A 14,125-nucleotide genomic window follows, 5' to 3' on the forward strand; every position below is an offset into this window, starting at 1 on the left:
AACGAGGCTATACAAACCTTTGGGTTTGTCTTAGTGTCATTTGATTTAAGCCTTTAATAGCTAATTTAACCAACAACTAAGACTGATTTATTTGGATAAATATCTCCACTATTGAAAGTAATTTTTATTTACCTTGGATTACATTAACGAGAATTAGTTGCTTTAGCAAGAGAATTTTCATATATAGTATTTATCAAAAAACCACTAAAACATTAGCTTTGCTTATGTAATTTTGTTTATAAATTACGAGCTATATCTTTTTAAAATCTCATCTCAACACAAATATCTAAGTTTTACATAGGCAACATCAACTATCATTTTCGTCCTATTTAGGGCAAATTAGTAATAAATAAGGCTATTTTGGCTTTGGAAAATACTTGTTTTGAAAGTAGTTTTAGCTACTAATACAATCTCTGTTTATATGTCAAGCAAACGTCTGGTTATAAGGATAATTACTGCTGGGCATACAGATGGGCATACATTTTAAATAAAAAAGATTCTTAATTATCTTGTGTCTTGCATCACTTCATAATATGATTCAACTAGCTTAACCCTAAATGACAATTATTTTCAAAGATTGTCGTTAGTCTTCGGGTACGACCAAGTAGTGTGATTGAGTGCAAGCGGATAAATGAAGTTAGATAAATTTTTTCAAAGCCTGCTGCTAACAGGTGCGGTTGTTGTTGTCGTAAACACTCCTGCTAAAGGTGAGGAAGTGCGAGAGGACATTCAAGGCAAATCTTCTACCCAAAGGATAGGGGAATCTGCATTCGATGAGAAAGTTGCAGTTACAGAGAAAAAATTTGCAAGTAGTAAATCTCCAGTATTAGCTCCCAGTATCCAGAAATCGCGACTCTTTAAGTCTCAACTTGCAAGTTCACTACAAAGAGCAAAGTCGGATAAAACAAGTAAAAATATTCGTCAAATCAGCGAAATCGAACTTCCCGCTACTAGCGCCCAAATGCTGGTACAGACACCAACACCTACCAATCCCTCGAATCCAGAACCAAGAAGTGGGGATCAAGTCGTAGCAATCACAAGTGTGAAAGCAGATGCCACAAACAAAGGTGTAGAAGTAATTTTAGAGACAACTCAAGGTACTCGACTGCAAGTCACAAATCGCAGTACGGGCAATAATTTTATTGCAGATGTATCTGGTGGGCAATTACGTTTACCGTCGGGTGAGGCTTTTACATTTCGTTCAGAAAAACCTACGGAGGTAATTACTGAGATAACAGTTACAAATATTGATGCGAATACTGTCCGAGTAACGGTGGTAGGTGACAAAGCTTTGCCTACGGTTGAATTATTTGATGATGATGCTGGGCTGGTTTTTGGTATAACTTCAGCGGCAATAGCGACACAACCGCCGCAGCAACCCCAAACACCGCAGACTCAAGAAAAACCTGCTAGTGAGACACCACAAGAGCAACCAACAGCCCAGCCAGATCAGCCAATTGAGTTGGTAGTGACAGGTGAGCAGGATGGCTATAATGTGCGAAATGCCACGACAGCGACAAAAACCGACACCCCCTTGCGAGACATTCCCCAGTCAATTCAAGTCATTCCCAATCAAGTGATTAGAGACCAGAATGTAAATCGACTGCAAGATGCAGTACGAAATAACGCTCCGGGTGTCTCACAGTTTTCTAATCAAAGCCAAGCTTTTGTCATTCGCGGATTTAGACAAGATTTCAACCTCAGAAATGGGTTTCGTAGCGGTAGCACTGCAACTAAGGATGTGGATCTTGCAGATGTAGAACGCATTGAGGTATTACGCGGGCCGGCATCGGTTTTGTTGGGGCAATTACAGCCCGGAGGCGTAATCAACACCGTGACGAAGCAGCCTCTAAGTGAGCCTTATTATAGTGTCAAGTTCACAAGTGGGCAGTTCAGCTTTTACCGTCCAGAGCTTGATTTATCAGGGCCTTTAACTGATGACCGCAGTTTAAAGTATCGGCTCAATTTAGCCTATCAAAACAATGGTAGTTTTCGAGACTTTGTGAATGAGGAGCGCATTTTTGTAGCTCCTGTCTTGCAATGGGACATCGGCAAAAACACGACCTTAACGGTGGACTTTTCCTATACCTACAACAATCCAACGCTTGATTATGGTGTAGTAGCCCTCAGTGATGGTTCTCTGGTGTTGCCGATTAATCGAGCTTTGTTCTATCCATCCCTGGATCAGGTTACGGTGGAGCAATATCAGGCTAGTTATCGACTTGAGCATAAGTTTAGTGATAACTGGCAGCTTCGCAATGGCTTTTCTTTCTATAGTGCAAAACAGTCTGGTGGCTATACATACGTGGTAGCTGACTTTATCGACGATCGCTTTCTTGACAAACTCTATGCAGATGATTTGTTCATAGACCAGGATTATCGAATGCAGACCGATCTAACTGGGAAATTTACCACGGGTTCCATTCGACATCAGTTATTAATCGGATTTGAGCTTGGTCGTTCTACCAACTATTTTACGTCTGGTACTGCTTTGTTACCGACAATCGATATCTTCAACCCAAATTACAATGTGACTCGACCAGATGTCCAAATCGATAACTATGGCACAAATTTCACAGATACTCTGGGTATCTATATTCAGGATCAGATCGACATTACCGACAATTTGCACTTACTAGTTGGTGGACGATTTGACTTCACCGAACAGTACGATAGTTTTGGAACCTTTTCTCAGGGAGATCAAGCGTTCAGTCCTCGTGTTGGCATTGTCTATCAGCCAATTAAACCGATTTCTCTCTATGCTAGCTACAGTCAATCGTTTAATCCAGTGATTGGGCGATCGCGAACCAACTCAGTTTTTGAGCCTGAACGAGGTACTCAATACGAAGTCGGCGTTAAAGCAGACATCACTAATACTGTGTCTGCCACATTAGCTGCTTTTGAGATTACTAAGAGTAACGTGCTAACCTCTGATCCTGTTGATCCGATTAATTTCTCAATCCAAGTCGGTGAACAGCGCAGTCAAGGGTTTGAATTCACCATTGGGGGCGAAATCTTACCTGGATGGAATATCCTTGCAGGCTATGCTTATACCGATGCGCGAGTCACCGAAGATAATCGCATTCCAGAGGGTACTTTTTTGCGGAACGTTCCCAAAAATGCAGCTAACCTGTGGACAACCTACGAAATTCAAAGTGGTGACTACAAAGGATTAGGCTTTGGATTGGGGCTAGTCTTTGTGGGCGAACAGCAAGGCGATTTTCCCAACAGCAATTTCCAAGTTCCCAGTTATGTCCGTACTGATGCTGCCTTGTTTTACCGTCGAGACAACTGGAGATTTGGTATCAACGTCAATAATCTTTTTGATGTGGAATACTATGAAACTGCTTCCAGACGAACCATCGTTTATCCAGGCGCACCGGTGAATGTGCAGGCAACGATTTCCTATGAGTTCTGAATCAGGTACTTCATTCAAAATGCCCGAAACCACTTCCTAGAGGTTTGGAAAAGTCAGGTCTTTATGAAAAAGTTGTTACGCCGTCTAACCTACATACTATTTTTGGGAATAGTGGCATTTGTACTTCCGTTAGGTTGTAATCGAAGTAGTTATCACAATGCCACAAGCCTTACCCCACCAGCGAAAGACTGTCGTGTAATAGAACACACGATGGGGGAAACCTGTGTTCCAAAAAACCCAAAGCGTCTTGTCACCATATCTCAAGTCACTTTGGGTAGCACACTCGTCTTGGATATTAAACCAATAGGAAGCACTTCTGATGGTTGGCAAGATAATTTACCAGACTATTTAAAGAATAAGACAGAGGGAATACAGAAAATAGGTACTCAATATGAGCCTAATTTAGAACGTATATTGCGACTTAAGCCTGATTTAATTCTAGGTTGGGAAAATGTTAAAGCAATTTATCCTCGCCTTTCTCAAATCAGTCCTACGGCATTAGTAAAGTGGAAAGGTTCATTATCTTGGCGCGAACATTTTAATTTTGTCGCCGAAGCATTAGGAAAAAAAGAGGCTGCACAACAAGCATGGAATAACTATTATCAACGAATTGAAGAACTAAAAATAGCGCTAGGTAATCAATATAAAGATAAAACGATATCTGTGATTCATATTTATGGCTGGGATATAATGAGTACTGCAAAAAACTCATTTATTGGTTCTATTCTTAATGATGTTGGATTGCAACGCCCAAAGGCACAAGATGTGATTACGCCGAGTGGGTTAACTAAGAATATTTCTGAGGAAAAGCTAGAAGAATTAGATGGTGATATTCTATTCATAACAACTTTTAATGACAGCGATAAGGCAAATTTCGAACAACTGCAACAAAAACCACTTTGGAAAAGACTCAAAGCATTTCAGCAAGGACATATATACTTTGTAGATGGTTTGTCTTGGGTTGGTTCAAACTTGATTGCTGCTGATGCTGTAATTGATGACTTATTTAAATACTTAGTCAATACACCATGAAAATTGCTAATTTAGGAGTGCTAAGTTTTCGAGACGCGATAAATCGCCGTCTCTACAAGTGTTTTGGGCTTATAAGAGTTTAAAGGATTAACACTAAAGTCCCTATAACTACTAAACTGCTTCCTAATATTATCTTCAAGTTCAATGGTTCTCCGAGAAAAATAACCGAAAATAATAAAACTAATACTAAACTTGATTTATCAATTGGTGCAACCAGAGAGGCTTTTCCTGCTTGTAAAGCTTGGAAGTAAAAAATCCATGATAATCCTGTAGATACTCCAGATAACAATAAGAAAATCATCGTTCTTTGAGAAATAGCTAAGATATTAACTACATTTCCTTGGAACAATACAATTCCCCAGGCAATTACTAAGATAACAACAGTTCTGATTGCTGTTGCTAAATTAGAGTTCACATTTTCTACCCCAATTTTGGCAAAGATAGTTGTCAATGCTGCAAAGCCAGCCGAAAGTAATGCATATATCCACCACGTTATGGTGCTGCTTTCCATCTTGCCTCCTAGTTCATTAAGTAAGTCGGTGCTAATATTTCCAGCTATGTTAAGAAATTTTAATGTAGGGTGTGTTGTCGCCAAGCGCCGCACCGTCAACAATCCCAGGTGCGTTAGCCTACGGCATAACACACCCTACTGGCGTGGCAAGGCTAAAATGTAATTTATTCGTTGCAAACTGCGATCGCAAACCTTAAAAGCAGACTATTGACCTCAGAATATTTTACGCTCTTCTAAATGAGCAAGAATATCTGAGCGATCGCGCCACACAGGACGCAGTTTTTTGTTAGCTAACATTTGTAACTGGTCGCTAATGTGCGGCGAGCCGGGTTGAGTTGCATTACCATAACTGGTAAGTGCCATTGCTCGTACAGGGTTAGAAAATTCAATTGCAGCCACATAGGAATCACCTGCAACGGCTTGGAACTGAGCGTTTGTTCCAGGAGCAGAATTTAGGACTCGAAAAATTCCCAAGCTGTCATCCCCACCATTCGCAGGCAAATCCACATCACCCAATCGTAGCCGAAAAACCTGACCCCAAGGGACATCAAGCGCCCCGTAAGTCTTTTCTACCTCTGCTGCTACTGCTTGCAGAGTTGCAACTGCACTTTCAGGGTTAGCTAAACCATTGGGTGTAGTGCGTGGAGAATTTTCATTCCAAGGTTTACTAAAGGTTTTATCTAAGTCCATCTGTTGTACCCAAAAGGCAAATAATACTGCCCCACGACTATCTGAATTGGCTTGCCGATCCCAGGCTTCTAAAACATTAGCAGCTTTTTGCCCCAAGTCCTGACCATACTTGCGTGCAGCCAGAATTAAATCATCCAAAATCCGATCGGCCAGTTCCATCCGGGTAGAGTGCTTGTATAGAACCATTTCATCAAATGAAATTTTGTTATCCTCAGCCAGCATTCTTACAGAACGTTGGGAGCGGAAATCCATGAAACGAGGTGCTATGTAAGGCGGGTAATTATCTGCTTTAATGGCGGCGGGAAATGTCGTTGTCCAAGGTGGGTCATTTGTATTTTGTAACCAGCCGCTTTTAGGGTCAACTATGCGCGGTAAATCTTTGTAAGGATGAATTTTTGTCCACAAGGTTTTAGATGTATTTCCTGGGATTATGCCTTGCCAATATTTAAAATCACCAAAGGAGCGCACTGGAACTTGACCGTTGAATAGGTGCATAATATGCCCTTCTCGATCCGCATACATCACTGTAAACATTGGCAATTGCAAGCGCTGGAGTGTCTTTTCAAACTGGGCAAGGTTTTTTGCTCGTGCCATATCCCACCACTGCTGGAGTACACCTGGTCGGTCAAGACCTGCAACTCTCAGCGCCAGGATTTTACCATTTTTCTCGACTACCACAGGCCCGTGGATAGAACTTTTCACTACTAAGGGTTGCTCTTGTAAGGAGCCATCTTTCTGCTTCACTTTTAAGGAGATGGTTTTTGTCTGAAAGTTACGAACTTTGTCATCAAACCTGTACCCATTACCTACCGGTGTGAGTTCGTAAACATCCCAACCATCATAAGTATTAACGGTGTGAGTCCAACCTAAGTTGTTGTTAAAGGCGATCGCTAATACGGGAATACCTACAAGTGTTGCCCCATACGCATCAATGCCTGGTGCGGTGATTTGAGCCTCATACCACAAAAATAAATCTGACCAAGGTAGATGTGGGTTTGCTAGCAACATAGCATTCCCATCGGCAGAATGACTTGGTGCGATCGCCCAACCATTAGATCCTGCTTGCAACTTTTCTTTGCTCAGACCTAATACTTGCTCAGGATTGACCACAAAGGTAAAGTTGAGTACTCGATGTAAGTGAGCCATGACATCTTCTGCCTTGACTGGTAGCACCACTTCAACATCATCGTCAATTAAGTTAGGATTTTGTTTTGCATAAGCATTGATCCCAGTAGCAAAAGCATCAAGATAACTACGAAAAGTTGGACTCTGTGTCTGGTACCAAGAACGAGCGCGTTCTGGTATTCCCGCAGTCTGTACCCAACGATCTGAATCTAGATATTTCTCTCCCCAATATTCAGCTGCGCGTCCCCGTGCTTGACCATAAAGACGCAAAAGTAAATCTCCATGACTTTGCATTTGTGCCCAACCAAAGGCATAAAATGCACTTTGGTCATCTTTTCCGTAAATATGCGGTACACCATAAGTATCCCATAATATCTCTGTGGATTTTGTTGGTACAGCTATAGTGCGGCTTCCAATAAACAAAACCAATATCAAGCTGAGTATTAAAGGTAAAACACGTATTGGTTTTCGTTTGTAAACTCTAAGTAAACTATCAATTCTCACGAACACCACCATTTACAGATGTAACATCTGGGGATTGGGGACTGGGGATTGAAAAGAGGCAGAGGGAAAAATTCTTGTCCCTTGCTCCCTGCTCCGAATTGCACTAAGTTAAGACACAGCCCTTGGACTGACTGGTTCCCAGCCTCAAGGCTGGGAACTGATTTTGAGAGGCTCCGCCTCCAGTGAACTCACCAGAGGCAGCAGCCCTCTGGGAATACATTCCCAGTCTAAAGACTGGGAACGAGGTGACACAAGCTTTTCGGCTTTTCTTAGTGTTATTCTTCCCTGTTCCCTTGCTTCCTCCCCAGTCGCCTCTTTGCACACAATTGACTTTGAGAAAGCAGATTTAAGTTAATCTAACAATACCACTTTGTTGAGAAAGTATATCAAAGTTGTAAGAGCATCCTTTATTCCTTTGAAAAATGGGGAAAGGGCTGTACGATCGTGTAATCTATATATTTATCAAGAAAGATTATCAATTTGGATGATTAAAAAGCTGTTAAATATTGAGAGTGCCCATTGAAAAAACAACTAACCAGTAGAGCGTAATATTTTCAAGTGACAGCAGGATCATGATAAAAGCAACTACACTCTCACCGAGAGGATTGAAAAAGCCACAAATGTCAGCCTTATTTGGTCTGGTTGTGGGACTGTGTATGCTGCTAATTTGCTTGGTGTACAGTGTGACGCTAGGTGCAGCAGAAATACCTCTAGGTAAGATTTTGACATCTTTTATAGCCTTTGATGGTTCCTACGATCACTTAGTTATTCAGAGCGTGAGATTACCGCGATCGCTAATTGCTATTCTTGTAGGTTCAGCCCTTGCTGTATCAGGAGCATTAATGCAGGGTTTGACGCGAAACCCCTTAGCAGATCCAGGTATTTTGGGTATTGAGTCGGGAGCCGCTCTCTTTGTCGTTGTCGCAATTTTTGTTTTTGGCAGTTCATCCCTCAGTGTTTACGCCTTTGTCGCATTTCTGGGTGCAGGACTAACAGCGGTGTTAGTTTACCTCCTTGGTTCTCTAGGAAGAGGAGGAGCCACCCCACTGAATTTGACAGTAGCAGGAGCGGCGTTAACTGCTCTGATTTCTTCCTTCACCACCGGTATCCTCATTGTCAGTCAACAAACACTCGAAGAGGTGAGATTTTGGTTAGCTGGTTCCTTATCTGGTCGAGATTTTAATTTATTCTTACAACTACTACCTTTCGTCGGCATCGGATTAGTGTTAGCTTTTGCCCTTGGCAGACAAATTACCACTATGAGTTTAGGTGAAGATGTCGCTAAAGGCTTGGGTCAACGGACAGCTTTGATCAAAATATTTACCGCTATCAGCGTAGTTTTACTAGCAGGAAGTTCTGTAGCTCTTGCAGGGCCAATCGGCTTCATTGGTTTAGTCGTTCCCCATATAGTGAAATTTTATATTAAAGCCGATTATCGTTGGATATTACCTTATTGTGCAGTTCTGGGTGCTATTTTACTCTTGGTTGCAGATATTGCTGCCCGTGTATTGCTCAAACCACAGGAATTACCTGTAGGCGTAATGACATCAATAGTTGGCGCTCCTTTTTTTGTCTACCTAGCTAAGTCAAAGGTGAAAAAATGAGTTTTGATTGGCTAGTCATTCGTTCGCAGGTGATATCTTTCCGCATCGACCGACGTGTACCAGTCATACTGTTATGTTTGGCAGTAGCGATTGTAGTGGCGATGGTGATGAATATAGGGCGGGGTGAATATCCAATCTCGCCTTTAAATATCGTGAAAACTATATTGGGTTTAAATACAGGAAACCCAGACCATCTATTCGTGATTCAGGATTTACGTCTACCCCGCACCCTTGTAGCTTTTATGGTGGGAGTGGCGCTAGCAATTTCTGGTACTATCTTCCAAGGACTGACACGCAATCCATTGGCTGACCCAGGTATTATCGGCATCAATGCTGGGGCGAGTCTGGCGGCAGTTGTAGTAATTGTATTATTTCCCTCAGCATCGGTTTATACCTTACCTATATCAGCCTTTGCTGGTGCTTTGCTAATGGCGATTTTAATTTACTCGCTGGCTTGGAATAACGGTAGTTCTCCGATTTTATTAATTTTAATGGGTGTTGGTTTATCTGCGATCGCTAGTGCCATAACCAGCTTGATGATTACCTTTGGCGAAATTTCTGACGTTAGTAATGCTTTAGTTTGGTTAGCTGGAAGCGTGTACAACCGGACTTGGGAGCAAGTCTTTTCCTTATTACCTTGGTTAATTGTTTTTGTCCCAATGGCTTTGACACTAGCAAGGCATTTGAACGCTTTAAATTTAGGAGATGATATCGCCAAAAGTTTAGGTAGTCGAGTGGAATGGCAACGTGGTTTACTCGTGCTGGTAGGTGTAGCCTTAGCAGGTGCAGGAGTCGCCACCGCCGGGAATATTGGTTTTATTGGATTAATCGCACCCCATGTAGGACGACAGTTAGTAGGTGCAACCCATGAAAGCTTGATTCCTACTTCTGCACTCTTGGGGGGAGTGATTGTTGTGATAGCAGACTTGCTAGGAAGAACGCTATTTGCACCAATCGAACTTCCTTGTGGCATTGTAACTGCTGCTATTGGCGCTCCTTATTTTCTTTATTTATTAATTCGTAACCGCAAAAAATAAAGCCGGGAAATTTCATCTATGAAAGGACTCTCAACCAAAAATCTGTCTTTAGCTTATGATGGTGCGCTGATTATCCATGACCTAAATTTGGCAATCCCCACTGGACAAATTAGTGGTTTAGTTGGTGCTAATGGTTGTGGTAAATCAACGTTGTTAAGAGGTTTGGCAAGATTGCTTAAACCCCGTGGTGGTACAGTCTATCTTGATGGAACATCTATTTTTAATCTTTCAACTAAAGAAGTCGCACAGCAGTTAGGTATTTTGCCTCAAGGGCCAGTAGCACCAGAAGGATTAACCGTGCAAGATTTGGTAGCACAAGGACGTTATCCTTATCAAAATTGGTCGCAGCAGTGGTCAGCAAAAGATGAAAAAATCGTGCAGCAGGCACTAGAAATTACAGATTTGTTGAAATTGGCAGATAGGGCATTAGATACTTTGTCTGGTGGACAACGACAAAGAGCTTGGATTGCAATGGCGTTGGCACAAGATACAGATATTTTACTGTTAGACGAACCGACTACTTTTTTAGATTTGGCACACCAGATAGAGATTTTGGATTTGTTGTATGAGTTGAACCAAAATCAAGGACGGACAATTGTGATGGTGCTGCATGATTTAAATCAAGCGTGTCGTTATGCTGATTACTTAGTTGCAGTCAAAGATGGTCGAATTTTTGCTGCTGGAGAACCAAAACTAGTGATGACTCAAGAAATGGTTCAAGAGGTTTTTGGTTTGGAGTGTCGGATTATTGCTGACCCAGTAATGGAGACACCGATGTGTGTACCGATAGGACGAAAGGGAAAAGTAAATGACAAACAAATTTCCTGAAATTCCTAATGCGATTTTTACTAGAAATATTGCTCTTATTAATCACCTCAGTACAAATAATAAACAGTCATGACAATCACATCAGAATCTCCCATAGGATCTAAAAATCGTCGAAATCTCGCCTCTCCTTTACAACGCTTGCTCAACTATGGCAGTCAATATTACCTACAAATTTGGCAGGCAACATTATGTTCTATCATCAATACGATTTTAGACTTAGCACCGCCGTGGTTAGTTGGTATTGCGGTAGATATTCTCGTAGAGCAGCAAAATTCTGTATTTGCCAAGTTGGGCGTGAAAGATGTATTTTGGCAATTCTTACTGCTTTCATTGATTACTATCATTGTTTGGATACTAGAATCAATCTCTGAGTACGCATATAGTAGACTTTGGCGTAATTTAGCCCAAAATATCCAGTATGACTTACGCTTGGATACCTACAATCATGTACAAAAATTAGATTCAGCTTACTTTGAAGAAAGTAGCACTGGCGGTTTGATGTCAATTTTAAATGATGATATCAATCAGCTAGAAGATTTATTGAATTTTGGAGCTAATCAAATTATCAATATCATCACTTCAATTATCATTTTAATTGGTGGTAGTTTTTTTATTTTACCTTTTTCTATAACCCTGGTAGCACTGTTGCCAATACCATTTATTGTTTGGGGATCTTTTACCTATCAAAAACTTTTGGAAGATCGTTATGATGAGGTGCGGGAAAAAGTCGGCTTTCTGAACTCCCGACTAGCAAATAATATCAGTGGTATTACCACAATTAAAAGTTTTACTGCCGAAGATTATGAAAGTGCTAGATTGGCAGCAGAAAGCGAAGCATATAGAAAAAGTAATACCAAAGCAATTAAACTTTCGGCTGCATTTAATCCTTTAATTAGAATGTTAGTTTTAGTAGGATTCACAACCTTACTATTTTGGGGAGGTATGGCAACATATACTGGTAAAATATCTATTGGTAGTTATAGTGTTTTACTCGTTTTAGTACAAAGATTATTGTGGCCTTTCGTAGAATTAGGCGGAATATTTGACAACTATCAAAGGTCAATGGCTTCTATTAAGCGGATCATGAATTTATTAGATACTCCCATCAATATTGGAACTGGGGATGAAATTTTATCGGTTGACCGAGTACGTGGTGACATTGAATTTAAAAAAGTTGCTTTTGCTTATCAAGATAGAGATCCAGTAATTAAAAAACTATCCTTACATATACCCGCCGGAAAAACTATTGCGATTGTTGGTTCTACAGGTTCCGGTAAAAGCACTTTAGTTAAATTATTACTGCGATTGTATGATATTTCTGCGGGGACGATCGCAATTGATGGTATTAATATTCAAAAGTTAAATCTAGGTGATTTGCGTCGTAGTATTGGGTTGGTCAGCCAAGATGTATTCTTATTTCACGGTACGATTTCTGAAAATATCGCCTATGGTACTTTTAATGCTGCGGATGAAAAAATAATTGCAGCGGCAAAAATTGCCGAAGCTCATGATTTTATTCTGCGGCTACCTCAAGGTTATGAGACAATAGTTGGAGAAAGGGGTCAAAAATTATCTGGTGGACAACGCCAAAGAATTGCGATCGCACGGGCTGTTTTAAAGAATCCGCCAATTTTGATTTTAGATGAAGCTACATCGGCGGTGGATAATGAGACTGAAGCTGCCATTCAGCGTTCTCTAGAACGGATTACTGTTAATCGAACGACAATTGCGATCGCTCATCGTCTTTCTACTATTCGCAATGCTGATTGTATTTATGTAATGGAATATGGAGAATTAGTTGAGTCGGGAACACATGAAGAATTGTTGGATAAAAATGGCATTTATGCTGGCTTATGGAATGTGCAGTCAGGGATGAAATAATTATCATGGGTTCCTGCTACAAAATTCATAGCTACGAGATTCGTGCAAAAAATCTATCTACGGTAGGCGTACAGGAGAGTTCAAAACAATGTCAAATTTATTATATTTTGTAATTGGTTTTCTTCTGTTTTTGGTGATTGGAATTGCGGCTTATCTCCTGACTGCCCGCAAGTATCAATCCTCAGCCACAGTCGCCAATTCCTACGATCAATGGACTCTTGACGGCATCGTAGAGTTTTATTGGGGGGAACACATTCACCTTGGTCACTACGGTTCGCCGCCACGACGAAAGGATTTTTTGGCTGCTAAATCTGATTTTGTCCATGAAATGGTTAAATGGGGTGGAATAGAAAAATTACCTCCTGGTACTACCGTCTTAGATGTTGGCTGTGGTATTGGTGGCAGCAGCCGGATTTTAGCGCGAGATTATGGGTTTGCGGTCACAGGGATTACCATTAGTCCACAGCAGGTAAAGCGTGCCCAAGAGTTAACTCCTAAAGGGCTAAACGTCCAGTTTGCGGTCGATGATGCGATGGCATTGTCTTTTCCAGATGCCAGTTTTGATGTGGTCTGGTCAATCGAAGCAGGCCCCCACATGCCAGATAAAACCGTTTTTGCTAGAGAATTAATGCGGGTGCTAAAGCCTGGTGGAGTCTTGGTTGTAGCTGACTGGAATCAGAGAGATGACCGCCAAAAACCTCTAAATTTCTGGGAAAAACCAGTAATGCAGCAACTTCTCGATCAGTGGTCTCATCCAGCTTTTTCCAGCATTGAAGGCTTTTCTGAGCTTTTGGCAGCGACTTCCTTAGTTGAGGGGGAGGTAATTACGGCTGACTGGACGGAACAAACGCTTCCTTCTTGGTTAGATTCTATCTGGCAAGGAGTGATTAGACCACAGGGATTGGTGCGTTTTGGTCTATCTAGTTTCATTAAATCTCTGCGCGAGATGCCGACGTTTTTGCTGATGCGTTTGGCGTTCGGTACAGGACTGTGCCGATTTGGAATGTTCCGCGCTGTCCGGGCGAAGGGGAGTACAGAATTGATCGATAGAAACTTTACCAGCCAAACTCCCTCAAGCTTGGTTAGGTAGCGGTCAATACTTCTCGGGTTTTACATTTTTAACTCGGAATCGGGTTTGGGGTAAAGGGTAAAGGTTAAAGGTTTTTTCTTTGCTTTTTCCCTTTTCCCCTTAACCATTCTGAACTGTATTGGTTGATATGGCGGGCAAGATGCCCACCCCACAAGAGTTAATTGGATATTTTTTTATTTGTCAGTGCCTAATGGCAAACTGACAGCAGTCTGTTGCGATCGCATTTAGTCAAATGTTAAAACCAAAATTGTATGAAATAATACAAATATTATCCTAATGGCACTGCGATCGCACACATTCAACCCTCTTCAAAATACATCACAACCACGTTAAGCTGAATTAGAGTAGCAATTTATTGCGCTTTTTAATATGAAAATCTCTGTTCTTGTCAAATTTTAATTTTTT

General features: G+C 41.2%; 9 protein-coding genes. 7 read left to right on the forward strand and 2 right to left on the reverse strand.

Going from position 1 to position 14,125, the window contains the following annotated elements:
- Positions 1-631: 631 nt before the first annotated feature.
- On the forward strand, positions 632-3,418 hold the full coding sequence (locus tag FD723_RS08595) for a TonB-dependent siderophore receptor (protein WP_179064958.1): 2,787 nt from the start codon (positions 632-634) through the stop codon (positions 3,416-3,418).
- A 63-nt stretch (positions 3,419-3,481) separates the two neighbouring features.
- On the forward strand, positions 3,482-4,450 hold the full coding sequence (locus FD723_RS08600) for an iron-siderophore ABC transporter substrate-binding protein (protein WP_256875118.1): 969 nt from the start codon (positions 3,482-3,484) through the stop codon (positions 4,448-4,450).
- A 79-nt stretch (positions 4,451-4,529) separates the two neighbouring features.
- Here the strand turns inward: FD723_RS08600 and FD723_RS08605 are convergent, their stop codons facing one another.
- Together FD723_RS08605 and FD723_RS08610 are read right to left on the reverse strand one after the other, a co-directional pair.
- Positions 4,530-4,961: an EamA family transporter gene (locus FD723_RS08605; RefSeq protein ID WP_179064959.1), complete on the reverse strand. Its 432-nt coding sequence runs from the start codon at positions 4,959-4,961 to the stop codon at positions 4,530-4,532.
- A 213-nt stretch (positions 4,962-5,174) separates the two neighbouring features.
- Complete coding sequence (locus FD723_RS08610) at positions 5,175-7,280, reverse strand: acylase (protein ID WP_218651808.1); 2,106 nt, start codon at positions 7,278-7,280, stop codon at positions 5,175-5,177.
- Positions 7,281-7,852: 572 nt separating this feature from the next.
- Here FD723_RS08610 and FD723_RS08615 point away from each other — a divergent pair.
- The 5 genes from FD723_RS08615 (at position 7,853) to FD723_RS08635 (ending at position 13,720) form a co-directional block, all read left to right on the forward strand.
- Positions 7,853-8,884 (forward strand): iron ABC transporter permease, encoded by a 1,032-nt coding sequence (locus FD723_RS08615; RefSeq protein ID WP_179064961.1) that lies wholly within the window; start codon positions 7,853-7,855, stop codon positions 8,882-8,884.
- The gene (locus FD723_RS08620; RefSeq protein ID WP_179064962.1) at positions 8,881-9,921 is read left to right on the forward strand and encodes an iron ABC transporter permease; all 1,041 of its coding nucleotides are present in this window, start codon (positions 8,881-8,883) and stop codon (positions 9,919-9,921) included. The genes FD723_RS08615 and FD723_RS08620 overlap by 4 nt, the downstream gene beginning before the upstream one ends.
- A gap of 18 nt (positions 9,922-9,939) precedes the next feature.
- Complete coding sequence (locus FD723_RS08625; protein WP_179064963.1) at positions 9,940-10,749, forward strand: ABC transporter ATP-binding protein; 810 nt, start codon at positions 9,940-9,942, stop codon at positions 10,747-10,749.
- 69 nt (positions 10,750-10,818) lie between these two features.
- Positions 10,819-12,630 (forward strand): ABC transporter ATP-binding protein, encoded by a 1,812-nt coding sequence (locus FD723_RS08630; RefSeq protein ID WP_179064964.1) that lies wholly within the window; start codon positions 10,819-10,821, stop codon positions 12,628-12,630.
- Positions 12,631-12,718: 88 nt separating this feature from the next.
- Positions 12,719-13,720: a methyltransferase domain-containing protein gene (locus FD723_RS08635; protein ID WP_179064965.1), complete on the forward strand. Its 1,002-nt coding sequence runs from the start codon at positions 12,719-12,721 to the stop codon at positions 13,718-13,720.
- Positions 13,721-14,125 lie beyond the last annotated feature (405 nt).

Source organism: Nostoc sp. C052 (assembly GCF_013393905.1).
Taxonomy (GTDB): domain Bacteria; phylum Cyanobacteriota; class Cyanobacteriia; order Cyanobacteriales; family Nostocaceae; genus Nostoc.